Genomic DNA, 25,256 nt, shown 5'->3' with positions numbered 1-25,256 from the left:
ATCATAAAGGGTGTTAAATCTCCCAATACTCGGGTAATAAAAATTTCACCTTAATTAGACGGGAACCCTAAGTAACAAAAAAGGAGTCAAAAATACAGAAGTTTATAGATTGACTTTTGAAGGAATTCAAATAAATTATTTATAGATATGCAGGAAAGATTTACTGACCGCGTGCGCAAAGTAATGAATTATGCGCGCCAAGAAGCTATTAGACTTCATCACGATTATATCGGCACTGAGCATATACTGCTCGGTATTGTAAAGGAAGGAGAAGGTGTTGCTGCAGTTGTCCTGACTAACTTAGGCATCAATCTCGACGATTTACGCCGGGCGGTAGAAAATGCTGTTCCCGCAGGTTTTGAAACTCTGGTCCTGGGGGATGTCCCCCTGAACCAAGAAGCAAAGTCAGCTTTGAATTATGCGGTTGACGAAGCCAGAAAAATGAATCATACATATGTCGGAACCGAACATCTCTTGCTCGGCTTGCTGCGCGAAGAACACGGTATTGCCTGCCAGGTACTCCAATCACTGGGCGTAGACATCGAACTGGTTCGTCAAGAAACAATCCGGTTATTATCCGGAGACAAAAATTCCACCGGAACCAAAGGTAAATCCCGCACACCAGCCCTTGATTACTTCTCAAGGGATTTAACACAATTGGCTCGCGAGGAAAAACTGGACCCGATTATCGGGCGCGAAAAAGAGATCGAACGGATAATTCAAATTCTTGCCCGGCGCAAAAAGAACAACCCGGTGCTAATCGGAGAAGCCGGCGTCGGCAAAACTGCCATTGTCGAAGGTTTGGCACAGCGGATTATTGCGGGCCGGGTTCCGAATGTTCTAAAAAATAAACGGGTGCTAGCGCTTGATATGGCAGCAATCGTTGCCGGTACCAAATATCGTGGCCAGTTTGAGGAACGGTTAAAATCAATTCTCAACGAAATCCAGCATTCTGGTGATTGTATCATCTTTATTGATGAAATTCATACAATTGTTGGCGCAGGTGCAGCTGAGGGGGCTATTGACGCTTCTAGTATTCTCAAACCAGCACTCGCAAGAGGTGAAATCCAAGTCATCGGTGCTACCACCCCTGAAGAATATCGCCGGTACATCGAAAAACATTCGGCATTGGAACGCCGTTTCCAGAAGATCATGGTAGATCCTCCCACTGTGTCTGAAACCGTGCAAATTCTCCAAGGTTTAAAAGAAAAATACGAACTTCACCACAACGTAACCTATGAAGATGCTGCGCTTTATGCTGCAGCTTATCTTGCTGACCGCTATATAACTGATCGCTTCCTGCCTGATAAGGCGATAGATGTAATTGATGAAGCCGGTTCAAGAGTGAAACTGATGCGCCCCGTCATAAATCCCGAACTGGATGAGATTGAACGGCGGATTGAAAAAATAACCCGGGCTAAGGAGGATGCGGTTCGCCGGCAGGAATTTGAGAAGGCAGCTGAACTGCGTGATGAACAGAAAAAACTCACAGAATACCTTAAACGTAAGCGCAAAGAATGGGAGAAAAAAGGCAGTTTCCCGGTAGTTACTGAAGAAGACATTGCATATGTAGTGTCCTCATGGACTTCGGTACCTCTGGCAAAACTGGAAGAAAAAGAATCGTCACGATTATTGCGGATGGAAGAAGAACTAAAACAGTGGATCGTCGGGCAGGATGAGGCAATTACAGCAGTAGCCAAGGCCATTCGCCGCTCCCGCGCCGGCATCAAAGACCCCAGAAGGCCTATTGGTTCATTTATATTTCTCGGACCGACTGGTGTCGGCAAAACTGAACTTGCCCGCGTTCTTGCCCGTTTCCTTTTCGGAAATGAAGAAGCGTTGCTTCGGTTCGATATGTCGGAATATATGGAAAAATTCAATGTATCCCGATTAGTGGGTGCGCCTCCAGGCTATGTCGGCTATGAAGAAGGCGGACAGCTGACAGAAAAAGTCCGACACAAACCTTATTCGGTCGTTCTTTTTGATGAAATCGAAAAGGCACACCCGGATGTTTTTAATATTCTGCTGCAGATTCTCGATGACGGTCAAATTACCGATTCCTTGGGCCGCAAGATCAACTTCAAAAATACTGTGATCATAATGACTTCCAATATCGCTTCTACCGAAATCAGGGGTGTCGCGAGTGTCGGTTTTACATCACCCACCCCTGAGGTAAATTATGAAAATATCAGAAATAAGGTAATGACTGAGGTCAAAAGAGTATTCCGTCCGGAATTTCTTAACCGGGTTGACGAAGTCATTGTCTTTCATCCCCTTGACCGCCCTCAAATGGAGGCTATCGTCGACATCCAAATCCGAGAAATTGCCGCTCGTTTAAAGGAAAAGAAAATCACGATTGAACTGACCCCCGCTGCGAAAGAACTGCTCGTCCAAGAAGGCTTTGATCCACAATATGGTGCCCGTCCGATAAAAAGGGCACTCCGCCGTCTGCTTGAAGACCCCTTAGCTGAAGAGCTGCTGAAGGGTGGATTTTCTGAACAGCCACATATTGTCGTGGACCGGGATGGAAATCGCCTGATATTCAGGGAGGCTCCGTCCGAAGCAGAAGCGCCGGTCCAGGAATGAATTCATTATTTCTAACTGTTCTTCTTTTGAATCAACTGTCGAGTGCTGACACGGACCGGATCGCACTCCTGAAAATAACCGCTTCTACCACCCGGTGCGACCCGGCTTTGGTTATACGCACCTCCGGTCTTGGCGAACAACAGATTTATACTCATAGCAACTTCCGCTCTTCCTTGGCGGATGCCATTCGAAAAATCTATGATCTCGGATTATTTTCTCAAGTAACAGCCGAAACCACAAGAGTTGCAGATGGTATTTATCTTAATTTCGTAGTTCAAGAATATCCTAAACTCAAATATGTTGAATTTGAAGGTTATCGGCGCATCAAAAAAAAGGACCTCCAAGCAAAGATAAAAACAAAGACCGGCGAAATTCTTTCGGCAAAAAAAGTATTTGACTGGCAACAAGAGCTGTTGAAACTTTATAAACAGAAAGGGTTTTTGCTGGTTAATATCCAATCAATTCAGAGCAGACCGAATAGTTCTGGTGAGGTCATTCTGACTTTTCAGATCGACGAGGGCGAACCGGTGAAAATTCGTAATATTGAAATATATGGTAATGAACACTTTACTGACCCCCAGATTGAAATTAAACTGGTCAATCGCCAGAAAACCTGGTATCGCAAAGGAACTCTTAAAGAGGAAGAACTTCCCAGAGACCTGGAGCGGATTGTTGACTTCTATAAACAACAAGGATTCATCGATGCCCGAATAATTGATTATGATGTGAAATTCGACCGAGGTTGGGTGGATATTAATATCTATCTAACCGAAGGAAAACGATATTACTTCGGGGCAGTCAAGATTACCGGCAATACGATTGTTGATTCAGCTCGTCTTTACTCACTGATTCGCTACCATTCCGGCTCTGTATATAATATCAAACTAGCTCAGGCAACACTTGCTGAAATTTACAATATTTATGCTGAAAAAGGTTATATATATGCCCAAATCATCCCGATTGAAAAGATTAACGCCGATACCGTATATATCAATTACGATATCAAAGAAGGAGCCCCGGCAACGATTAGACTTGTGAAAATCGAAGGTAACCAACAAACCCGGGATAAAGTTATCCGGCGTGAAATATCCTCCCTGCCTGGATATGTTTTCAAACGCTCCGAAATTATGCGCAGTCAGAGAGATATCTTCAATCTGGGTTTCTTCGATGATGTCGCCATTGACTATCGGCAGGTAGATACAGCCGGCACAATTGATTTGATTTATAAAGTTAAAGAGAAGAGTTTCTTTGGAACTATTGGCGCTGGAATAACATATTCGGCACAGGATAAACTTGCTGGTTATGTAGAACTCCAACAGCCCAACCTTCTCGGCAGAGGCTGGCGTTCATCTCTGAGATTAGAAAAGGGTGGTAAAAAGACTGACTTCCAATTAAGTTTTACAGAACCCTGGCTATTTGACACTCCAGTATCTGCTGGTTTTGATATCTCCTATCTGACAAGAGATTACAACTATTATAGTAAACAGATTATGAGCGGAGGTATTTCCTTCTCTCGTCCCCTGCCACTTGATTATTCACGAATTTATTTCTTATTGCGCCTCAGCGACGGGTATGTCCCACCAGCATCAATAAGCAGTGGATACAAGCCCTCGAAAACATTCAACATCTATCGCGATACTGTTCATAAAACTTCATTTCTTCCATCTATTACGCTCACCCGGGACTCACGCGATTACATCTTCAATCCATTAACTGGGTCTGTAGCCACTTATTCACTTGATCTTTCCTTCTGGGATATTCATTTTCACCGTCACACAATTGATCTGACGCAGTACTTGCCGCTCTTTTGGAAATTCGGTATTAAAGGTAGAGCCCGATTGGGCTATATTTCAGGATTTAGCACTCGTGATACTATTCCGCTTTCTGAACGGTTTTACCCCGGAGGAACCGGAGTCGACGGCATCCGGGGATATGGAGAAAGCTCAATCGGGCCTTACGATGCCGGATTCCCGATCGGTGGTACTATGCTGAACATATTTTCCTTTGAGTATCGTTTGCGCCTCAATCCGCAGGTTACCTTTCTTGCTTTCTTTGACGCTGGAAACACTTGGAATCAACCTGAACAGTTCAGCTTTTCCGACCTTAAACGGGGCGCCGGATTAGGGGTTCGGCTCGAAATCCCAATGCTTGGACTGATCGGTTTCGACTTGGGATACGGATTCGATAAACCTCAACCCGGCTGGGAACCTCATTTTCAGTTAGGAACCACGTTTTAACCCCGACCTGCATCACAGACTTAGGTACCAGTTTGCCAATCCTCGATATATTTTTTCTGTTCCGCCGTTAGAAAATCAATTTTGATACTTAGGGTCTCCAGTTTTAGACGCGCAATCCCTTCATCAATCGCCTCCGGTAGCTTGTAGACTTTTGGAGCAAGCTTGCCTCGATTATTAAGTAAAAATTCGGCAGCCATTGCTTGGTTGGCAAATGAAAGATCCATAACCATTGCCGGATGTCCTTCAGCCGCAGATAGATTAACAAGCCTTCCCTTTGCCAAAAGTATAATCCTCCTGTCATTTTTGAGCAAGTATTCAACACAACCATCCCGCAGTTCTCGCTCTTTCCTGCTGATTTCCTTCAGCGCGCGGCAGTTAATTTCAACATCGAAATGCCCGGCATTACAGATAATAGCTCCGTCTTTCATTTTAAGTAAATGGTGGCGGTCAATTACATTAATATTACCTGTCACGGTTATAAAAATATCCCCGACAGGAGCAGCATCGACAAGTCTCATTACCCGGAACCCGTCCATTCGCGCTTCCAGTGCTCTTATTGGATTAACTTCTGTAACAATGACTTCCGCTCCCATTCCCCGCGCTCGCAGTGCGACACCCCGCCCGCACCATCCATATCCACACACTACAACTATTGACCCCGCAAAGAGAATATTTGTAGCACGCAGTATTCCGTCCAAAGTCGACTGTCCGGTGCCATAGCGATTATCAAAAAGGTATTTCGTTAATGAATCATTAACGGCGATAATTGGATAAGCCAGTACACCTGCCTGCTCCATACTCTTCAGTCGCAGCACACCAGTTGTTGTTTCTTCGGTTCCTCCGATAACACCAGAAAGCAGAACACCCCCTTTTTTATGCAATGTCGTTACCAAGTCCGCACCATCATCGGTGGTAATGTGGGGCCCGTGCTGCAGAGCTTTTTCAATATGGCGGTAATAGCCATGGCGATCGATACCGTTGATTGCAAACACTGAAATTTTATCAAACTTTACCAGCGCAGCTGCAACATCATCCTGAGTTGAAAGGGGGTTGGAGGCACACAATCTTAGATCAGCTCCGCCTGCTTTTAATGTTTTGACTAAATTGGCCGTTTCCGATGTAACATGAAGACAGCAACTCATCCTTACGCCTTTAAGCGGTTTTTCTTTTTCGAACCGCTCGCGGATTCGTTTCAGAACCGGCATGAACCGTCCAGCCCATTCGATCCGGCGGACACCATGATTTGCCATTGCAAGGTCTTTGATTTCATAATCAATCTTTATGTTTCTCATACTTTGCCTCTTTATTTTAACAGATTCTTCAGTTCTTCTGCCAAGTCGGTCTTTTCCCATGTAAAGAATTCCATCTCCCGTTTCAACTCCCGATCGCGACATGTGTGCGGTTTACGCCCAAAATGACCGTAGGCTGCTGTCGGTTGATAAATTGGACTCCGGAGCTTCAAATAATCAATCATTGCCTTAGGTTTTAGGGGAAAGTAGTCCCGGATGATATGCTCCAGTTTAACAATATCAATTTGATGCGTCCCGTAAGTCTCAATCGAAACATCAACTGGTTCGGCCCTTCCGATCGCGTATGCCAACCTTACCTCTACTTCATCACAGAGTCCTGCTGCAACAAGATTTTTAGCAATGTACCGTGCCATGTAACTTGCTGAACGATCAACTTTTGTGGGATCTTTACCTGAAAAGGCACCGCCTCCGTGCCGTACCCAGCCGCCATATGTATCCACAATAATTTTTCTTCCCGTCATACCCGTATCAGATTGAGGTCCGCCGATTACGAACTTGCCGGTTTCATTTACAAAAAACTTTGTCTGCCGGTCAATATAATACTCAGGGATAACTGCCTTTGCCACTGTGGCAATAATTTCCTCACGGGCAGTCTTTGTAATTTTTTTCCCGCTCCGGTCAAGAACCGTTTCATCATGCTGAGCAGCAATTACAACACTATCAACCCTGATCGGTCTGCCGTCTTCATATTCTACGGTAACCTGCGCCTTACCATCCGGTCTCAAATAAGGCAAAATTCCCTTTTTTCTGACTTCGGCAAGTCGGCGGGTTATTTTATGCGCCAAGACAATGGGAAGCGGCATCAACTCATCGGTTTGACGGCAGGCGTATCCAATCATCATTCCCTGATCACCAGCGCCTCCAGCATCAACGCCTTGCGCAATATCAGGAGATTGGCGGCCAATCACATTAAGAATCGCACAGGAATCCGCACTTAAACCGGATTCGGTGTTAACATACCCAATTTCATTGAGAACCTTGCGCACAAGACGTTCCAGGTCTACCCAAGCCTTGGTAGTAATTTCCCCCCCCACCAGTACCATGCCAACCGTGATAAATGTCTCACATGCTACCCGTCCCATTGGATCCTGACGGAGCACTTCATCCAAAACTGCATCGGAAATCCGGTCACAAACTTTATCCGGATGCCCTTCGGTTACTGATTCGGATGTAAATCTCGTTAATGTCACTTTGCACTCCTTTCACTCGCTCCTTGGTTTATATTATACTTATAACTAAATATAAACTCAACTTTTCTGAAGGCTTTTGATAAGTTGTGCACCTCCACCCAAAAAACATCGGACAGCGAGCGCAACCAAGTCAACTGCCTCCGTGCGAAATCGCGAGTTCTCTTTTTTGCCAGTTGAACCGCTGTCTCTAAATCGATCTTCCCCTCAAGATAGAGAAGGAGCTCTCGATAACCATAACTCTGGAAGGCTGGACAATCAACATTCCAACCTCTGCTACGCAACTGCTTTATTTCGTCTATCAATCCATCCTTGATCATCTGATCAAACCGCTGATTAATCCTTTGATACAACTGATCCTTGGGCATCGAAAGAACCACATAAAATGGTTGCAGCAATGGCTGAGTATTCTGTTCAGCTGTTAATTGGGTAAATGTCTTTCCGGTCAACCCATAGATTTCGAGCGCCCTTACTATCCGCTGCCGGTCGTTAGGATGGAGCTGTGCTGCGCGTTCAGGGTCAATTGTCTGCAAACGCCGGTACAATTCCTGACCGCTCTGAGCCATCAAATGCCTTCGTAACATCAGATTAGTCGGCGGAACTTTGAAAAAAGGCTTAAATAATGCTCGAAGATAGAAATTGGACCCACCGACGATTATGAATTTCCGCCTTTCGCTGTTTAGTCGATTAATAATCTCAAGTGCATCGCGTGCAAACTGGGCTGCCGAATAAGTATGATCCGGCTCAACGAAATCAATGAGATAGAACTTTACCAGCTCCCGCAGTCTTCGATCCGGTTTCGCGGTTCCAATGTCAAAATAACGGTATATCTGCCTCGAATCAGCAGATATGATGTCCAGATCATATCGCTGCGCAAGCTCAACAGCCACCTCGGTCTTCCCAACTCCTGTTGGACCGGTGAGCACGAAAATCTTCAACTTCGTCCGAATCTCCGTTCCAATTCCTCAAAAGAAATCTTAATAATTACTGGTCGTCCATGTGGACAGAAATATGGTTCGGTGCAGAGAAACAACCGGTTGATAAGAGATTGCATCTCTTCAGGTGTCAACCGCTGTCCAGCCTTTATTGCACCCTTGCAGGCGACAAGCTTTGCCAGTTCCTCTTCAAGTAAGGTTCTATCGGAACGGATGTGAACAAGTTCACTGAATAGTTCCCGTAATTCATCCTTGCCCATATAGGAACCTGCAGGAATTGTTTCCACAACTACAGTACGCCCGCTGAATACTTTTATTTCTAAACCCATCTCAAACAAACGTTTTTGAAGGCGTTCTAGTGTATCTAGCTCCTCCGGTTTAAGCTCCAGAGTTATGGGGAAAAGCAACCCTTGTGTAACTGAATTTCTTTGTCTGCTTTTCTTCACTTCCTCATAAAGAATACGTTCATGGGCTGCATGTTGATCAATAATTACATATCCGGAGGCGATTTGGGCAAAAATGTAACTATTGTGTAACTGCCAGAAATCGTTCATAGTCCTCGTATTATCTATCAAACTATCATGAACTAATACATCCTCCGCTGAAATTTGGTGCCGCCTGCTGGTAACAAGCACACTGTTCACTGCCTCCGAGATAAAGTCAAACAAAAACCGTTCATCAGCAAACTTGACTTCCTGTTTTGTCGGGTGGATATTGACATCGAGCTGGCTGGGATCGGTTTCCAGAAAAATAATAAAATCAGGATGTTTCCCACTCAGTAATGGACTGTATCCATCATAAACTGCCTTCACTACCGGCTGACAGCGTACCGGACGACGGTTAAAATATATTGCTTGCACCTCTGTAAAATTCTTCAATTGTGATGGTTCAGTTATAAAACCATAAACATTAAGAATGGGATTCTGCACGCGCAGTTCGATCAGCGACTCGACAGTCTGGCGTGGATAAAGCTGCAGCATTCGATCCCGGAGGGAATTCACCGCCGGCATTTTAATCACAGATCTTTCATTGCTGATTAGCTCAAATGCAACATCAGGAAATGCCAGAGCATAGTTTCTCAATTGTTCCCAAATTAAGCGTAATTCATAATTATCTGATTTCAGAAAAGCCCTTCGAACCGGAAGATTGTAAAACAACATCCGTACGGTAACAGTCGTTCCGGGTGTGCGCGCGATGTCAGAAATCGCTCTAATATCCCCTCCCTCAACCTCAAGCTTCGTTCCAACCTCTCCGTCTGCAGCGTTGGTTTCGATTGTCATACGACTTACCGCCGCTATTGCTGCCAGTGCTTCACCACGAAAACCATAGCTGTAAATCTTTGCGAGGTCTTCAATGCTTTCAATTTTACTTGTAGCGTGTCGAAATACTGCCAATCGGACATCATTTCGGGTCATTCCCAATCCATCATCAACGACTCGAATAAAATCCTTGCCGCCGGATTTCACCTCAACTGTAATTTTGTGGGCAGCCGCATCAAGGGCATTCTCAATCAATTCCTTGACGACTGACGCCGGACGAACAATCACTTCGCCCGCAGCAATCCGTCGGGCAGTATCCTCAGGAAGCAGTCTAACCGGTTTTCTTTCCTGTCTCATCTTTTTTATATCGTTCTAATGATATTGCCAACCCGTCACTGGCTGCAATTACTTCGCATCCGGTTCTCTGGCTCAATTCACGCGCCAGCAACCAAGGTTTTGCTTTAATCATCGTCATGCCGAAATGACTCATGATCGCCAGTTTCGGTTTCATTGCTTTTATTAACTGTTCAACCTCCGGGAAGTGAAGATGATCGAGGTCCGAAGGTTTGTAGCGAGCAACATTGAAAATTACAATATCTGCCTGATAATAATCTGCCAACTCCGGGAAATAGGCGGTATCGGCAATATAAGAAATTTCCAGTCCAGGACTCTCAAATTTGAAACCATACACCTCACCCCGATGACGATGTCTTACCGGACAGGTAAAGTTGATCTTTCCCAGGTTGTAAATACCCTTCTCCCTCAGAACTATAATCTCTTCAAGGAAAGCCCTGAGATAACGAAATACAACTGGATCATCACCTTCCAGCGCATCGGCCGGCGCATAGAGCCTTCCCCTCCTTTCTGTCCCCCCCATAGTCATTGCCTCTATCATCACATTAATATCAGCAGAATGATCAAGGTGCCGATGAGAAAGTAGAAGTGCCGATAACTTGGTAGGATCAAGGATGTGCCGGCTGGATAATGCGCGTACCAAAGCGCCAGGTCCGGGGTCAACATGAAACTGAAGCCCGCTTAGGGAAAACCACATACCCCCTGATGCACGCACCTGCCTGGCAATCACAATTCTTGCACCGCCGGATCCCAGAAATATAAGTCTATCGCTATCTTTTTTCTCCTGCAACATGTTAGCATAAATTGGAATAGAAATAAAGTCAATAAAGTAACACGAGATCAGACTAAGCGCGTATTGTTAATTAGCATTTCGAAGCGACATTTTAGAAAATCAGCCGCACGGCGGGAAATAAGCATTCGACTCAAAAAAATTTCAAAATATTCCATGACGGAAGCAATGCCCACATCAATTGTTAAATCAAATACAATTCGCCGGTTGACGCTGTCAACCGATAGTGTTGAACTCCGCACTGCGTAGTTTACCCGGTCATGGATGTCAAACTTGACAAGTGCTGGGTTGCGGACCCGACTGCGGTGAACATCAGCTTTATCCGCAAGGATTAGTGCTGCTGCAACTTCTGACACTGGATTTCCACTCTCTTCGTGATGATTACCAATTGCCGTCATAATTTTAGCAACATCACCATAATTCATACCGAGCCGCAACAGTATACTGCGCGCCAGAATAGCGCTGGTCCGCTCATGGGCTTCACGGTTAACAACATTTCCAATATCATGTAAATACCCTGCAATTGCGCTTAACTCCGCTACTCTTTCGTCATAGCCCAGCTGAATTAGAATCCGGCGACTGTTCTTAGCTACCAGCCGGGCATGTCTCGTTCCGTGTTCGGTGTACCCCAAAACTTCAAGTTGGTGGTCAGCTTGAGTAATGAGTGCCTTGACTTCCGCGTCTTTTATAATCCGATTCAAATTTAAAGTTTGAAAAAGTGGCATCATTGCGACCTCAAGCGACTTTTGGAATCGACTTATTAATTTATACTTTATAAGTTACCCAAAGTGTTATCGCTTAAATATTCTTTTAAATACTCCTCATAGTCAGCGAGGAGCCGCTCATCACCAACCATCTGCCCTTTCCAACGAATTGCCACCTCATTCACCCCGAAGGTCTTGTCAAGAAATACCTGGAGCTTGGCGCCGGATGGATAATTACGATCCTCAATGATAATTCCGCTGGTGGAGACATTATCTCCGCATACTGTATAAATCTCAGCTGCTTTCTCCGGATTATAATCCCACTGCTGTGGTCCGCGATTCAGTCGCTTATAAAGCAGAAATTCAATCAGGTGATTGGCAACAGTAATCATTAACGCATAATCGGTCGCTGGTGCACTGCCAGCCATGTAGTTCTTAATCGGCAAATGCAGTGCAATTCCACACTCACCACGTCCTTCGCCAAAAAAAATGCGTGTTTTGTCAATATAGTCCCGTAATTCAAGTGTCTGAATATAAAGCATATATTAATACTATATTATGCTTTTTAACAGTCAATTGTTACAAATGCTATTGTTTATGCATTTCCCCATGGTAATATGGACGCGACGGCAAACATTAATTTCATTTGATTCATAAAAAAGTTTTGTTATCATAACGGAGTTAATGAATACAATACCCCGCGAAGTTTACAAGATTGATAATCAAGGAGGAATGCGATGATTAAATTCAAACCCGGGAACCTAAGGGTTCCGCAGTTTCAGCGTCCGGTTTATGTTGTCGCCGGTGGTACAACAGATTACCGTAAATACTATCCTGAATACAAACTGGAAGAACTTTGTATGATGGCGTTCCGGATGTTGCTCGAAGAAAATGACCTCAAACTAGAACCACTGGAAGTAAAAGGAATGATCAACATGGCATGCTATGGAGAATTCGCTGACCATTTTCAGGATCAGCTACTATGTGAAGCAAAGGTTCATGACTACCTCGGACTCGATCCGCTGCCTAATGTAGGCATTAAAACCGGCGGGGCCACTGGAGGTTATACTACACTGGTCGGAGCAAATATGGTCGCTTCCGGCTATGCTAACTGTGTACTGGTAATGGGATGGGAACGGATGGATGAGGTTGATACCAGAACTGGTAATTATTACATCTCGACTGCTGCATGCAAGGATTTTGAAACTCGTCTTGCTCGGATGTATGCTGCATACTATGCCCCCATGGCACGTCGTTTTGCTCACATTTTCAAAGTAAAGGAGGAAATCCGGGCTGCAATTGCCGTTAAAAATAAAGGTTATGCTTGGATGTCACCGTTTGCCCAGCAACCGGCAAAATTAACAGTGGAGGAAGTTCTTGCTGGCCGCATTGCTTGCGATCCATTACGAATGCACGAATGTTGCGCAATGTCAGTCGGAGCTGCATGTATGCTGCTGTGTGATGAAGAAACAGCCTACAAACTTTCGGACAATCCCATGCGACTATATATCGCGGGAGGCACTCATACTCTACGGGTTGCCGACCGCCGGAATATGGAAATCCCTCTTCTTCCCCATGAAACCCCAGGAATGTATGACTGGATGGAAAAAGAGTTAAACGAACCCTACCCCGGCTTCCAAAGTTTCTTGGCATCCCGTTTTGCTGCGTATATGGCTTATCGGATGGCGGGCATAACGAAAGAACCTTGTGAAGAATTCGACCTGGTGGAACTCCATGACGCGTTTACAATTTCAGATCTGCAAACATATGGAGATGTCGGACTTCGACCTTACGGGCGCGAAGAAGAGTACATTACTTCTGGAGATGCATATTATGGAGGACGCTGCCCCTCCAATCTTTCGGGAGGATTATTAGGAACTATGCATGCAGTGGGAGCAACTGGCATTTTCCAAGGTATAGAATGTCTCTGGCAGCTTCAGGGGAAGTATGATAAATTTCATGGAGACCCCAAAATGTGGGAACGTTATGGAAAGAAAAAACCTGCCGATTGGAAATCACTTCAAATTCCCCGGCGTCGTCGGGCAATGTGGATCTCACATGCTGGAGTAGGCTCCCATGTGACTTGTGGTATTCTGGTAAACCCCGAAGAAGTGTGAAATAAGGAGAAAGCATGAAAGCAACCAAAAAGAACAAAAAAGAAATCAAAAAAATAAAAAAACCGCGTGCTTCAACAGGTCGCAGGGGAACGAAAAAAGCCGAAATAAAGTTTATCGGTAAACCGATGCTCGTAGAAAAAACCGACCCTGCTATGGTTATTCAATGGCCGCGAACTCTGATTCATCACCATACCTATGGCTTACTGACCCCCTTTTTCGAAGGGTTGAAAAAAGGCATTTTACGTGCAACACGCTGTCCTACACCTGGTTGCGAAAAGGGCCTGTGGCTTCCTCCACGAGCCGATTGCCCGGATTGCCATGCTAGGATGGAATGGGTTGATTTACACAACCCGGTAATCGGTGAAATTTTTACATTCACACGCGTTGAGTATCCTGGATTTGGTATTGAACTTTCTTATCCATATTATCAGATTGATGTCAAGATACCTGGGTGTTGCACGATTATGAAAGGTTACCTCATTCGCGGAGAAGCAAAGATCGGCATGAAAGTTAAGGCAGGTTTCAGAATGAGAAAACCTACAAATACAATTCTCGATCTATATTGGGAACCTCTGGAATAAAACATATACACCTTGTTGAGTTCGATGTTATCCTCCATCAAATATTTCAAATACCCTGGCAGTGTTAATACAACCTCAACTTTTAAACTGGTTCTTGAGTTTTCCCGGAAGAACAAAATCAAACATCTTGTTGTCGCCTCTACTACTGGGAAAACAGTACTTCAACTGTTGCGTATGATACCGAAAGATTTATCAATTATCTGTGTAACTCATCACGCCGGTTTCACTCAACCCGGTATGCGGGAAATGTCATCAGCAGCTGAACGAAGGTTAAACGCCATCGGAATTCCCGTGCTGAGAACTACCCATTTATTTGCTGGCGTTGATCGCGCGCTGCGTCTGAAATTCGGTGGCATCAGCCCAGCAGAAATCGTCGCCCACACATATCGTACTTTAGGAGAGGGATTCAAAGTAGCAGTAGAAATAGCGGTTATGACATTGGATGCCGGTCTGATACCCTATGGTAAAGACATCATCAGCATTGGGGGAACTGGCTCTGGGGCGGATACTGCGATAGTTATTCGCCCCGCCCATTCCCATCATTTCTTCGATACAAAAATCAAACAGATCATTTGCAAACCGGTTTAACTTAAGGAGGATATTATGAATGATTGTCCTTTTTGCCAAATCATCGCCGGTAGAGCACACTGCCGAAAGGTCTATGAAGACGAACAAACACTTGCTTTTCTCGACCTCTACCCGATTTCGCGCGGTCATTGTCTCGTCATTCCCAAAAGACACATCCCGCTCATTACCGATATCGAACCTCAAGATAACATCGCCGGGCCTTTTTTCCGTACCTGTTACCTTGTCGCGCGCAAAATCAAGAACGCATTTAATTGTGAATATATTACGATGCTCATCCGTGGGACACGCGTTCCTCACCTACACATGCTAATCATTCCCACTATTAAAGGAGAAGAAAACCTTCTGGACAAAACTCTCAATTTCCATCACTTCTGTCAGGCACGACTCCAGCCGCAGTTCACAGCTGCAGAGCTGGACGCTATTGCCGAAGAAATCAGAAACGCTCAACCCTGATATCATTCCCCCAAAATAAAAATAAGTCGGGGCGGATTTATCCGCCCCGACTGTCTCATTCGCTAACGCTACCTAACTATCAGTTTGCAGCAAGCAACCTTCCCGCAAGATGTAGCTTTAAACAGATACACACCAGGAGAAAAATCTCTGATCTCCAACACACCCGTTTTCCCGTTCACCTGTCGCGCTAGCACCATTCTGCCGCTAACATCAAAAATCTCAATGAACACAGAATGGGATTCGGTCGGCTGCAGTTTAATTAACCCATTGGTAATCGGATTAGTTATGAACAGCTGACTCTTGGGCATTTCGGTCTGAGAACTATTCATAAGTGGTGAATGACTCAGTCTCTCAGCGAAGAGCGTGTCAGCAAGATAATAACGCCAGAACTCCGGCGACTTTCCCCCTTTTAGAGCAAAAAATACGCCATCCTCGTACAGGACAATATCACCGCCACCTTTTACCCGCTTTCTCTTCCCCAAAGAACCAACCGAGGGCATGGTATCCAACTCAATCCAAGAATCTCCCATCACATCGTAACACCAGAACTCGCAGGTATTACCACCTTTAAGCGCATAAATCGCCTCATCATAATACGCACCGGCACTGCCATCCTTAGCCTTTTTTGATTTCCCGGTGAGCCTGCTCGAATACGGCATCCCCCGCAACTGGAAACTGAACCAGGAATCACCCAGTACATCATATTTCCAGAGCTCATGGTATTTTGATTTATGAGCAAAAATGTAGAAATTTTGGCCCATTTTGGCATATACCATCCACGAACCACGATCCCATCTTCTTCCTGTGGCAGTCAAAGGCGCTGGTGCTAGTGTCTCCCAAGTACCGCTGAGGGTGTTATACCGGTAAAACTCGTCGGTATATCCTTTCAATAAATAGACATAACCGGTATCCGTCTGAGGCCGTCTGATATATACCATATCAGTCCCGGCCTTTACCCGTTTCCCGCTGCCTTCCGGCACATCCGTTAGCTGTTCCCACGAATCCGATGCCACAATATACCGCCAGAACCCCAGCGTATTATTCCCTTTGGTCGCATAGATACAATCCCCCCCGGCAACACCAACCGAAGCCCGGCGTGGTGGTTTTAACTCCCGCCCCAGAGGCATCGGTTTCAGCTGGTGCCAAGTATCGGCGAGTGGATCATAAAGATAGAAATCCCCGGTCTTGTTCCCCTTCAATCCGAAGATATACCGGTTACCACCGAATCGTAACTGAGTCAGCCAGGCTCCATCGCCTGGCCCCTTGTTTGAAGGGGCTAAAGGCATGGACTTAACCTCTTTCCAGCCGTAGGGCCAGTAAGGCAGGGCACGAACAGTAAAAGAGCTGCGTAATGTATCATTTTCGGCAAATGTATCACTGAGACAAAAAGTGGAACACCGTGCCTGCCAAATTCCAGGCGCTCCGGAAATCCGGTAAGAAGGAAAATTAAGAACAATGTCCTGATGACCTTCAAGATTATTGACTGCAAGTGATTCAAAGTAGACCAAAGCCGCTGAGGAATTAAACAACTGGAAATAGGCAACAAAACTTGCCGGATTTGCCGAGCGGTTCCACCAGCGTCCACGCGGTGTCACGACTGTTCCCGTATCCACTGTTCCACTCGGAGCTTGAATCTGGAACATCTGAATATCAGTGTTATAGACACTGAAATTTGCTTCCGCAACATCATTATTGCTGTTAATATCCAACTCGGCACTGGTTGAGCACCGGACCGTCCAATTACCGGTATTGGTTACGATAAAACTCGGAAAAACAATCGTATCCTCAGAACTGGGTTCAAGCACGGGTACATCAACTGACTCTCGGTATATACGACTCCCAGCAGGATTAATCAAAAAACAGTACGCCCTTAATGCAGTCTGATTGTACAGGCGGTAATTCCGCCAGACCGCCCTCGGATTGACCTGAGTCCCCGGGACCATCCCTCCGGTCGGTTCTAAAATTTGTGCTACACCCGGATCCACCAGTTCTCCACGAATATAATAAACATCATTATCACCATCGGTATTATCATACCAAGCGAAATGGAGATCATCAAACCGACCGGCAGCAAGCGCGGGTGTCAGCACGCTGGAACCGGAACTGCGGTTGGTCAGCTGGATTACCTGACCCCATATGCCATTCCGCTTTGTGCGGTAAAGAATTTCCTGTCGTGCGGTTGATACTTCAGTATACCCCCGCCAACTAACATGAACCGCGCCATCCGAACCAATAGCTACTACCGGATCATACTGAGAACCGTCATTATAGGCACTGACCGTCTCGGTTGTATCCCAGCCGGAACCGGTTCGGGAACGACAAAAAATCCGGTCATTGGAATTGCCGGGAACATCCCCATTCCAGACCACGTGCACCACTGAACCGGCAGTATCAACCGCAACCGCACAGGCATACATCGGGGCATTGGGATTTACATTGGAAACCTGCTCGATACCCCGCCAGATACCGTTGCCACTTCTCCAGCGATAAAATACCTGATAGTTCCCGGCAACTTGGGTTCGCCAGACGACATAGACACTGTCCCATTTGTCCACCGCCACCGAGGCAATTTCCGTTGTACCAATCGCCATCGTGTCAACAATCGTAATCGTGCTCCAACCGGAACCCGGAACATATTCCATATGCCGCACCCGGTAATAACTCGGATTGGCAGCATCTCTCCCGTACCAGACTACATGAATGTTGTCACCGCCTGGTCGGCAGGCAATGGAAGGATAATAATTGAGGTAATTTCCTCCTGGATCAAACAGCCGGACCGAATCGCCCCATACTCCGGTCGCCACATCCCATTTTTTATACCAGATACCGTAGTAATTAGCAGTGGAGTGGTACCATACAATATGCACATTACCTGAATAGTCACAGGCGACTGCCGGACGATAAACTGGAGCCACCTGATTGGTTATTTGAACGACCGAACCCCATGTGCCAGTTGATTTGGACCATTTCCGATAGAACACCTGATTAGTTCCGGTTCGGTTATCATACCAGACGACGTGAACGTTACCTCCGGTATCGGTCGCCACTGTGTGCTGGTAACCGTAACCCATATACTGGGCAACTCCATCATCTGAAAGGTTGAAAATTCCGCTCCAGCCGTCCTCTGGGAGCGTAAAATCAGAACCGCCGACCAGCGCAAATACAACTGCCCCAGTTAGCATTAGACCACACAGTACAGTCCTCATTTTATAAAGCCTCCTGTTTAATTCTGGTTTAAGCCCTTTAGTTAAACAAATAAAATAGCGGTGAAAATTCAGGAATTCCGGCCGGAATGTAACCCTTAAATCAATCAAATTTTATCCCACAAAAACATTGAAGTCAAGTGATTCCTCTCTCGGCTGGACAACTTTTTATCCAAAACTTAAAAAGCATTTCCATATATAGAGATATATATTAGAAGTAAGCTGTAAAATCTACGGGAATAAGACTTCAGCCAGTGCGGTGATGTTCTCTTCAAGGACTTGAGTCAATATACTGTCGAGCGACAGGTCAATTTCCTCCCGTTCACGTCTGATAAGCATTCCGCCGGAAATTGGTACGGGCTCGCCAAGTTCAACCCTAAGGTGCTTACCATAGCGATCTGTATCTTCAGGAGAAAGATGGACTTTTGCCTTTGGGCCTGCATACTTCTCTACTAGGCGCTTAAGCAACTCCGGATATTCCGGACTGTTCATGACCGCATACTTTGTTCGTTCCTTGATTCGTTCAATTACCCCCCATCTTGCTGACAGAATCATTTTTTTGACTTCCAGTTGTGCCTGGCTGCGGGCATTTTCCAGAATCATGTTTACCCGATAGCGAATCAACATCTCGTTTTCAGCCTGAAGTCTTTCTTCTGCCTCCCGTTCCCGTTGTTCAATCTGGCGAACCTCGTTTATCGCCTCCGCCCTGATGGCAGCTGCACGAAGGCGGGCATCGCTGAGAATTTTTTCGATCAGCTCTTTTTTCCCCACAGTTATCCCAGCTTGACACCCATCTGCAGAAATATCGTCGCAAGCAGACCGAGCACCGCATAGGTCTCGACAAGAGCTCCGAAGATCACCGCTTTCGTCGACTCACTCGGACGCTTAGCAACCAACTCGGCACCGGCAGCGCAAACCTTACCCTGCCAGATAGCAGTCAACCACCCGGCAATACCAACCGGCAGGCAGGCAGCAAACATCTGAATTCCCTGACCCAAGGTTATCGGCATTATATTCCCGAGTAATCCAAGTTTCATTATTGCCAGAAATGCTCCTAGAAATCCATAAAACCCCTGAGTCCCGGGAAGTGCCACAAGAATGAAGAGATTTCCGAATTTCTTCGGATCCTCAGCCATGACTCCGCTTGCCACTTCGGCAACCAAGCGGATGCCCATTGCCGAACCGATACCAGCTGGCAACGCTGCCACTACGCATCCTAACAGAGCAATTGCCAGACCAAATGGATCAACCATTGACTCCTCCTTATGATTTCAACACTACAAACTCATTGACTTCACGAAATGGCTTGAAGGGTTCTCCTCCGCCAGTGTAGAAACGGGGAAAAAACTCAACATACTGCAGACGGAGGGAATGAACAAATGCGCCCAGCACATTGACTGCAATATTGTATCCATGGCCGATTAACAGCACAATCAGTGCCAGAACCGGCCCAATTATCGGAATCGACAGAACCATCCAGGCGATGACATTAATCGCCATTGCCACACCTCCTGTACACATACCAAGAGCCATCAAGCGGATGTAAGAAAGAACTACCCCGATGTAACTGGTGGCGCTGTAAAGCGCATAACCACCCCAGACAAACTTTGCCAGCAGTCGTTGACCACTGGGGGCAGCAAAATAAAAAAGCAAACCCAAAAGCCCGGGGACAAAAGCTGGCATGATTTTAAAAAGATAAATCGCCAGGCCAATAAGAGTAAGTATACCCAAAAGTATGCGCTTCAAGTTCCAGCACCGGTGCATAGATACCGTCGCAGCGGCATAACCGAGCACGAGGATAAAGATTCCCAATACGACCCAGCGTACGCATGCAAACTCTGCACTCAACCAGTTAAGCCTCTGGGCGAAGTATATCAGCAGAGCACTGATCAAACCATACCAGAGCCACTGCGAAATCAGCGTCTCACGCTCCCTCTGGGTGAAAACAATAATTGCGGCGACTGCAAGCAGAATCAATACCATCAAGATTGAGTTTAAATAAGAGGGCAGTGATCTACCCGCAAGCAGACGTACTACGATTCCATTCAGCAGCACAAACCATGGCAGCTGTCCCAAGAAACCTTCCCCAAACTGTTTCCGCCGCAGACAGTCAGCAATTTCAAACAAAATACCCGCATTCAACTGAATATAACCTAATGCAATTGAGATAAGAAAAAACTTCAGGGGTTCCTTCATTGGATCAAACCACATCAGCCGGTTCTTGAAAGCTGCCAACCAGCTTACACCCAACCGATCTGGCAAATCACCAAACCATCCCCCCACCATAGCTCCAGCGGGAATTGTGAGTACGGCACCAATCAGAATCATCCCCAGAAGCTTGTTGCTGAAACCCAAACGGCGCATCAGTAAAAGAGTCAGCGCCGCCAGTACTAGACCGTAGCCCGCATCGGTAATACAGAGACCGAAGAAAATACCGAAGAATGGTGCAATGAGCCAAGTTGGATCCAGCTCATCCGGCAGAGGCAGCTGATACATTTCAAGCACGAGTTCAAACGGCCGCCATAATCTCCGGTTAACCAGTGCAACGGGTGGCTGCTCCTGCGGCTCCGGTTCCACTGGTATCATTGCCGCCACTCCAAATTCTTCCACAAGTCTCTGAAGTCTGGGAATATCCCGGTTCCGGAGCCAGCCGTAAAGGAGAATTGTGCACTCAGTTTTAGGAATCTGATTCTCTACCTCGCGGCGTTTAAGCTCGTTAATCAGTGCATCTGCCTTGGCTTTCAATCTAGGCAATTCCGTGGCCAGCCGTTCCAGATCCTGCTGGATATTTTCCAGCTCTTTCTGAAGCTGAATCTGAACCGACTGCAGCTCTTTAATAACTTCAGCGGGGGTGCGGTCAAGTCCACTCAGATTCTCACTCTGCCAGTTGACCCCTGCCAGCTCGGACATCAGATCTGGCTCATAATCTGCCGAAAACGCAACCAAGACGTAGATTCCGGATTCATCTTCACTAATTATCTGAAATACCACCGGCTTATCAGAAACTATTTTTTGAATCTCATCAAAAGTTTCCCGGTCCGAGAACCGAGCGAAGACAAACCGGATATCGCCATATTTCAGCAGTTCGGCAGGAGCGCACTCAAGATTAACCCAAGGCAAAAGCCGACGGATCTCTTCCACTATTATACGCTCTCGGGCAAGCAGTTCGCTTTTCCGTTGAATTAATGATTCAATTTTCTCTATTGTTGGACGAACATCATATGCGGTAACCAGCTGTTCGTATTCCTCACGTGAGAGGCTGATTCGCGCCGGAACTCGTTTCCCGGCACCCGCCTTTAGGTTCTCAATTGTACCTAGGAGCCGGACAAGATCCCGATCCGGCTGCTGACTTTCCATCTGATCACGGCGGGTGATGTGGAATACCCCAAGACGTTGCAACCGGATAAGAAATTCCTCCTGATTCTTCTGATGAACGGCAATGACAAATTTACTCACTTGGTCTATTGCCATTGCTCGAAAAACTTTCTTTTAAGCAGTTCCTCAGCCTGATGGACCCGTTCCGCCGGCAGATTATCAAATTCCTGGCACTTCTTCTGGGCATCTGTAACTGCAGCCTCGACAATGTGCTGTGCTTCTGCCTTTGCTTGTTGAACTGCCTGTTCCAGCCTCCCCTGCAGATGAACTCGAAATTCATTCAAACGTTGTCGAGCATCCGCTTCTGCTGTCTCCACCATCTGCTTTTTTTCGGTCTCTGCTAACTCAATCAGTTTTTTTGCCTCTGCTTCTGCCTGCTGCAGTTCGATAAGGAAATCAGTTGCCATACAGCTGTAACATTACAGCAGTTTGCAACCTGAACCAGGTGCGTTTATGGACATCACCTTCCTGGAATTGTTTCTGCAGAAGTATCTTCCTCTTCCTGATATTCAAGTTCTTCGGTCTCATCTTCCTCAATTTCGGGTGCAGCGGCAACAATAAAACCGAGCTTGATCCGCATGGATTCTGTCGGTACGTCACCATCTGAAAGCCAGAACTCCAGTGCCGGTCCGGCAATCATTAATCCGTGTTCCTCAATCCAGTCTGCCAGCCGATCATATTTTTGAGCTATATCTACATATCCCCCCGAATGAATAGTATATGCGAAGAGCGATCGCGGCAAATTAACTGTTTTTATCCCAGAGCCAGAATCGACATTTGCATTTGTATTCAACGGCACACAAACTGCCCAGCTCAGACTCTCCGGAGATACTTCTGTAGGATCGTTATAGTAGATTGCAAAGGGTTTACCGGCAACAGGAACATTGTACCGTTGAAGCCGAGACATCAAATCTGCTATTGCCCCACCGATATCTTTGTATGGCCCGGTTCTTTCCATAACAGCAACATTGTTAAACACTACAAGCGACTCCACATCGGCACTGAAACCGCCGGTAACCTTTTCCTTCCTACTACCGCAGCCAAACAAAAGAAGAACAACTACAAAAATAATCAGACTTCTCAATTTTCCTTCCATCGGGTACTCCTTTACTGAAAATTATTAAAATTTGCAAAATTATACTGCCGTACATTCTCGTGTCAAATTTTTTAAACTGATTTAATTTGACATCGGCATTCTTTCATTTATTGTGAATAACTAATTATGAATCGCGCATTACTCACCGGAGATGAAGCGGTTGCTCGTGGAGCCTGGGAAGCAGGTTGCCGCTTTGCCGCTGCCTATCCGGGTACTCCATCCACTGAAATTCTTGAGTCACTTGCTACATATCCGGATGTCTACTGTGAATGGTCAGTAAATGAAAAAGTCGCGCTGGAAGCAGCCATAGGAGCCTCACTTGCCGGTGCCCGCAGTCTGGCAGTAATGAAACATGTAGGACTCAATGTCGCTGCCGACCCGCTTTTCTCTGCTGCCTACATCGGCGTTCGCGGAGGACTGGTGATCGTTACTGCCGATGATCCGGGAATGCATTCTTCGCAGAACGAACAGGACAATCGTTTCTACGGATTGATGGCGAAGATACCGGTACTCTGCCCCGCTGACAGTCAGGAAGCAAAAGATTTCATTAAAGCTGCTTACATCATATCAGAACAATTTGATATTCCCGTCCTGCTCCGCTTGACTACACGAATTGCCCATTCCGCATCGGTTGTCGGGCTGGAAGACCGCACGGAAACTGCCCCGCCGAATTATGAAAAACAACTGCAGAAAACAGTGCTACTGCCTGCATTTGCCCGGTTGCGGCATCGGGAATTGGTTCTCCGGCTTGACCGTCTTCAGGCATTCACTGAAAAGACGCCTCTCAACCGGATCGAATGGGGCAATCCGGAACTGGGCATCGTCTGCGATGGTGTTGCTTATCAGTACGCTCGGGAAGTATTTCCAGATGCCTCGTTTCTTAAACTGGGAATGGTATATCCGTTTCCAGCTGAACTTGTCCGTCAGTTTGCCGGAAGGGTCCGCCAGCTGGCAGTAATTGAAGAGGTGGACCCTTTCATTGAACTTCAAGTCCGGGCACTGGGACTAACTGTAACCGGAAAAGATACCCTGCCCCGTACCGGTGAACTCACACCCGCTATTATCCGTGCCGCTTTTGGCCAGCAAAGTTCAGAACACAAGGCAGAAATTGACCTTCCCAACCGTCCACCGGCACTCTGTCCCGGCTGTCCACATCTCGGTCTGTTTTATGCCCTCCAGAGACAAAATATTATTATAGGTGGCGATATCGGCTGCTACACTTTAGGCGCACTTTCCCCCCACAACGCACTTGATACCTGTATTGATATGGGTGCTTCAATTACCTTCGCTCATGGTGTCGACAAAGTGCTTGCAAACCAAGACCCTCGTTCCCGGATTGCAGTAATTGGCGATTCAACATTCTTTCACTCTGGCATCACCGGACTCTTGAATGTCGTGTACAATCAATCCAATGTCATCACTATCATTGCCGACAATCGCACTACCGGCATGACTGGACATCAGGACCACCCTGGCACCGGCAGAACACTAATGGGCAAGGAAACCGTAGCGATTGATCTTGAACAATTCTGCCGGGCATGCGGAATAAACGAAGTCGTACGGGTGGACCCTTACCTGATCAAAGAAACCAGAAATACTATCCGCCGGCTGCTTAACATCAAAAAACCTGCTGTCATCATATCCCAGCGCAGCTGTGCCCTGATCAGCGCCCGCCCCGGAGCACCTAAAAAGGTTGACGCTGAAACCTGCAGCGGCTGCCGGAGCTGCTTGGCATTGGGCTGTCCGGCACTCTCCTTTGAAAAGGAAAAAGCGTTCATTATCTCCACCGCGTGTATCGGATGTGGCATGTGCGCCGAAATCTGCCCTAAAGGAGCAATATTGTGAACCTGCTGGTATGTGGCGTAGGCGGTCAAGGTGTACTGCTTTTTTCGGATATTCTTGCCCAGCTGGCGCTTACTGCCGGACTGGATGTCAAAAAAAGCGAAGTTCATGGCATGGCGCAGCGGGGGGGCAGTGTTACCAGCCATATCCGCTGGGGGAAAAAAATCCACTCACCATTAATTGAAGAAGGCACGGCAGATATAATTGTCGCCTTCGAACTCCTTGAGGCAGTGCGTTACCTTCATTTCCTCGCCCCTGCTGGCTGGCTGATATACGATCCGCTTACTATTGCTCCTCTGCCAGTCCAGCTGGGACTGGTGGAGCAAATCGCCCCTCAGAAACTTGTGAAACGGATTCAAAACCGGATTCAAAAATCCCTATCTGTCCGGGCATTTGACACTGCCTGCACTTTGGGCAATCCGCGCGTTCAGAATACGGTAATGCTCGGTGCAGTATCTCGGCTTTTGGAATTCCCAGATGACCTCTATTGCCAGACGATCAAACAACTGGTAAAACCCCAGTTTGTGGAAGCAAATATTTTGGCGTTTCGACGGGGTCAAGAACTCAACCCCATCTCAAGATGACAGATTCCGGTAATTGTTATACCACATTGACTCTTCATCCAGTAAAAATAATATA

The 25,256-nt window shown here is 46.5% G+C and carries 21 protein-coding genes; 8 read left to right on the top strand and 13 right to left on the bottom strand.

Translation table 11 applies throughout. The features are described 5' to 3' along the window. Positions 1 to 147: 147 nt before the first annotated feature. Entirely contained in the window at positions 148 to 2,586 is a 2,439-nt protein-coding gene (locus tag ABIK48_03470; protein ID MEO0021216.1) for an ATP-dependent Clp protease ATP-binding subunit, read from the top strand. Continuing rightward, positions 2,583 to 4,823, top strand: coding sequence for an outer membrane protein assembly factor BamA (gene bamA, locus ABIK48_03465; GenBank protein MEO0021215.1), 2,241 nt, complete (start codon positions 2,583 to 2,585; stop codon positions 4,821 to 4,823). The genes ABIK48_03470 and bamA overlap by 4 nt, the downstream gene beginning before the upstream one ends. 20 nt (positions 4,824 to 4,843) lie before the next feature. On the opposite strand, the gene ahcY is transcribed toward bamA, so the two are convergent. Genes ahcY through ABIK48_03430 form a run of 7 tightly spaced genes read right to left on the bottom strand, consistent with a single transcriptional unit; the run spans position 4,844 to position 11,904 of the window. Continuing rightward, on the bottom strand, positions 4,844 to 6,100 hold the full coding sequence (gene ahcY, locus ABIK48_03460) for an adenosylhomocysteinase (GenBank protein ID MEO0021214.1): 1,257 nt from the start codon (positions 6,098 to 6,100) through the stop codon (positions 4,844 to 4,846). A gap of 26 nt (positions 6,101 to 6,126) precedes the next feature. After that, entirely contained in the window at positions 6,127 to 7,323 is a 1,197-nt protein-coding gene (metK, locus tag ABIK48_03455) for a methionine adenosyltransferase (protein MEO0021213.1), read from the bottom strand. After that, entirely contained in the window at positions 7,320 to 8,258 is a 939-nt protein-coding gene (gene miaA / locus ABIK48_03450) for a tRNA (adenosine(37)-N6)-dimethylallyltransferase MiaA (protein MEO0021212.1), read from the bottom strand. Before miaA ends, metK begins: the two co-directional genes overlap by 4 nt. Then, complete coding sequence (gene mutL, locus ABIK48_03445) at positions 8,255 to 9,871, bottom strand: DNA mismatch repair endonuclease MutL (protein MEO0021211.1); 1,617 nt, start codon at positions 9,869 to 9,871, stop codon at positions 8,255 to 8,257. Before mutL ends, miaA begins: the two co-directional genes overlap by 4 nt. Next, a complete protein-coding gene (locus ABIK48_03440; protein MEO0021210.1) occupies positions 9,846 to 10,658 on the bottom strand; it encodes an MBL fold metallo-hydrolase in 813 nt (270 codons plus the stop codon). Before ABIK48_03440 ends, mutL begins: the two co-directional genes overlap by 26 nt. Positions 10,659 to 10,708: 50 nt before the next feature. Next, positions 10,709 to 11,386, bottom strand: a complete 678-nt coding sequence (locus tag ABIK48_03435; GenBank protein MEO0021209.1) for an HD domain-containing protein — start codon at positions 11,384 to 11,386, stop codon at positions 10,709 to 10,711. A gap of 44 nt (positions 11,387 to 11,430) precedes the next feature. After that, a complete protein-coding gene (locus tag ABIK48_03430; GenBank protein ID MEO0021208.1) occupies positions 11,431 to 11,904 on the bottom strand; it encodes a hypothetical protein in 474 nt (157 codons plus the stop codon). Positions 11,905 to 12,099: 195 nt separating this feature from the next. Between ABIK48_03430 and ABIK48_03425 the strand changes: the two genes are divergently transcribed. Genes ABIK48_03425 through ABIK48_03410 form a run of 4 tightly spaced genes read left to right on the top strand, consistent with a single transcriptional unit; the run spans position 12,100 to position 15,101 of the window. Then, positions 12,100 to 13,479, top strand: a complete 1,380-nt coding sequence (locus ABIK48_03425; protein ID MEO0021207.1) for a thiolase domain-containing protein — start codon at positions 12,100 to 12,102, stop codon at positions 13,477 to 13,479. 14 nt (positions 13,480 to 13,493) lie between these two features. Next, positions 13,494 to 14,060 carry a hypothetical protein gene (locus ABIK48_03420; GenBank protein MEO0021206.1) on the top strand — a complete coding sequence of 189 codons (567 nt, stop codon included), beginning with the start codon at positions 13,494 to 13,496 and terminating at the stop codon, positions 14,058 to 14,060. A 24-nt stretch (positions 14,061 to 14,084) separates the two neighbouring features. Continuing rightward, positions 14,085 to 14,648 (top strand): pyruvate kinase alpha/beta domain-containing protein, encoded by a 564-nt coding sequence (locus tag ABIK48_03415; protein MEO0021205.1) that lies wholly within the window; start codon positions 14,085 to 14,087, stop codon positions 14,646 to 14,648. 15 nt (positions 14,649 to 14,663) lie between these two features. Further along, positions 14,664 to 15,101: an HIT family protein gene (locus tag ABIK48_03410; GenBank protein MEO0021204.1), complete on the top strand. Its 438-nt coding sequence runs from the start codon at positions 14,664 to 14,666 to the stop codon at positions 15,099 to 15,101. Positions 15,102 to 15,169: 68 nt separating this feature from the next. On the opposite strand, the gene ABIK48_03405 is transcribed toward ABIK48_03410, so the two are convergent. The 6 genes from ABIK48_03405 to ABIK48_03380 all read right to left on the bottom strand — a co-directional run bounded on the left by ABIK48_03405 (position 15,170) and on the right by ABIK48_03380 (position 22,775). Beyond that, complete coding sequence (locus ABIK48_03405) at positions 15,170 to 18,307, bottom strand: T9SS type A sorting domain-containing protein (GenBank protein MEO0021203.1); 3,138 nt, start codon at positions 18,305 to 18,307, stop codon at positions 15,170 to 15,172. A gap of 228 nt (positions 18,308 to 18,535) precedes the next feature. Beyond that, positions 18,536 to 19,075, bottom strand: coding sequence for a V-type ATP synthase subunit E (locus ABIK48_03400; protein MEO0021202.1), 540 nt, complete (start codon positions 19,073 to 19,075; stop codon positions 18,536 to 18,538). Between the two features lie 2 nt (positions 19,076 to 19,077). After that, complete coding sequence (locus ABIK48_03395) at positions 19,078 to 19,557, bottom strand: V-type ATP synthase subunit K (protein ID MEO0021201.1); 480 nt, start codon at positions 19,555 to 19,557, stop codon at positions 19,078 to 19,080. Between the two features lie 10 nt (positions 19,558 to 19,567). Further along, the gene (locus ABIK48_03390; protein MEO0021200.1) at positions 19,568 to 21,760 is read right to left on the bottom strand and encodes a hypothetical protein; all 2,193 of its coding nucleotides are present in this window, start codon (positions 21,758 to 21,760) and stop codon (positions 19,568 to 19,570) included. A gap of 5 nt (positions 21,761 to 21,765) precedes the next feature. Beyond that, positions 21,766 to 22,086 carry a hypothetical protein gene (locus tag ABIK48_03385; protein ID MEO0021199.1) on the bottom strand — a complete coding sequence of 107 codons (321 nt, stop codon included), beginning with the start codon at positions 22,084 to 22,086 and terminating at the stop codon, positions 21,766 to 21,768. Between the two features lie 53 nt (positions 22,087 to 22,139). Continuing rightward, positions 22,140 to 22,775, bottom strand: a complete 636-nt coding sequence (locus tag ABIK48_03380; GenBank protein ID MEO0021198.1) for a GyrI-like domain-containing protein — start codon at positions 22,773 to 22,775, stop codon at positions 22,140 to 22,142. Positions 22,776 to 22,901: 126 nt separating this feature from the next. On the opposite strand from ABIK48_03380, the gene iorA reads away from it, so the two are divergent. Next, positions 22,902 to 24,620: an indolepyruvate ferredoxin oxidoreductase subunit alpha gene (gene iorA, locus ABIK48_03375; protein MEO0021197.1), complete on the top strand. Its 1,719-nt coding sequence runs from the start codon at positions 22,902 to 22,904 to the stop codon at positions 24,618 to 24,620. After that, a complete protein-coding gene (locus tag ABIK48_03370; GenBank protein MEO0021196.1) occupies positions 24,617 to 25,201 on the top strand; it encodes an indolepyruvate oxidoreductase subunit beta in 585 nt (194 codons plus the stop codon). The genes iorA and ABIK48_03370 overlap by 4 nt, the downstream gene beginning before the upstream one ends. Positions 25,202 to 25,256: the final 55 nt, after the last annotated feature.

The sequence above is a fragment of the candidate division WOR-3 bacterium genome, from assembly GCA_039801085.1.
In the GTDB taxonomy this organism is placed as follows: domain Bacteria; phylum Hydrothermota; class Tepidihabitantia; order Tepidihabitantales; family Tepidihabitantaceae; genus JAOABP01.
Note: the sequence above shows the minus strand (reverse complement) of the source record. Positions and strands in the feature narration are given on the sequence as shown.

Bases quoted from the DNA above. Each gene is read 5' to 3' on its own strand.
- ABIK48_03470 (MEO0021216.1), top strand. From the start codon at position 148: ATGCAGGAAAGATTTACTGACCGCGTGCGCAAAGTAATGAATTATGCG.
- bamA (MEO0021215.1), top strand. From the start codon at position 2,583: ATGAATTCATTATTTCTAACTGTTCTTCTTTTGAATCAACTGTCGAGT.
- mutL (MEO0021211.1), bottom strand. From the start codon at position 9,871: ATGAGACAGGAAAGAAAACCGGTTAGACTGCTTCCTGAGGATACTGCC.
- ABIK48_03435 (MEO0021209.1), bottom strand. From the start codon at position 11,386: ATGATGCCACTTTTTCAAACTTTAAATTTGAATCGGATTATAAAAGAC.
- ABIK48_03430 (MEO0021208.1), bottom strand. From the start codon at position 11,904: ATGCTTTATATTCAGACACTTGAATTACGGGACTATATTGACAAAACA.
- ABIK48_03425 (MEO0021207.1), top strand. From the start codon at position 12,100: ATGATTAAATTCAAACCCGGGAACCTAAGGGTTCCGCAGTTTCAGCGT.
- ABIK48_03420 (MEO0021206.1), top strand. From the start codon at position 13,494: ATGAAAGCAACCAAAAAGAACAAAAAAGAAATCAAAAAAATAAAAAAA.
- ABIK48_03415 (MEO0021205.1), top strand. From the start codon at position 14,085: ATGTTATCCTCCATCAAATATTTCAAATACCCTGGCAGTGTTAATACA.
- ABIK48_03410 (MEO0021204.1), top strand. From the start codon at position 14,664: ATGAATGATTGTCCTTTTTGCCAAATCATCGCCGGTAGAGCACACTGC.
- ABIK48_03405 (MEO0021203.1), bottom strand. From the start codon at position 18,307: ATGAGGACTGTACTGTGTGGTCTAATGCTAACTGGGGCAGTTGTATTT.
- ABIK48_03395 (MEO0021201.1), bottom strand. From the start codon at position 19,557: ATGGTTGATCCATTTGGTCTGGCAATTGCTCTGTTAGGATGCGTAGTG.
- ABIK48_03385 (MEO0021199.1), bottom strand. From the start codon at position 22,086: ATGGCAACTGATTTCCTTATCGAACTGCAGCAGGCAGAAGCAGAGGCA.
- ABIK48_03380 (MEO0021198.1), bottom strand. From the start codon at position 22,775: ATGGAAGGAAAATTGAGAAGTCTGATTATTTTTGTAGTTGTTCTTCTT.
- iorA (MEO0021197.1), top strand. From the start codon at position 22,902: ATGAATCGCGCATTACTCACCGGAGATGAAGCGGTTGCTCGTGGAGCC.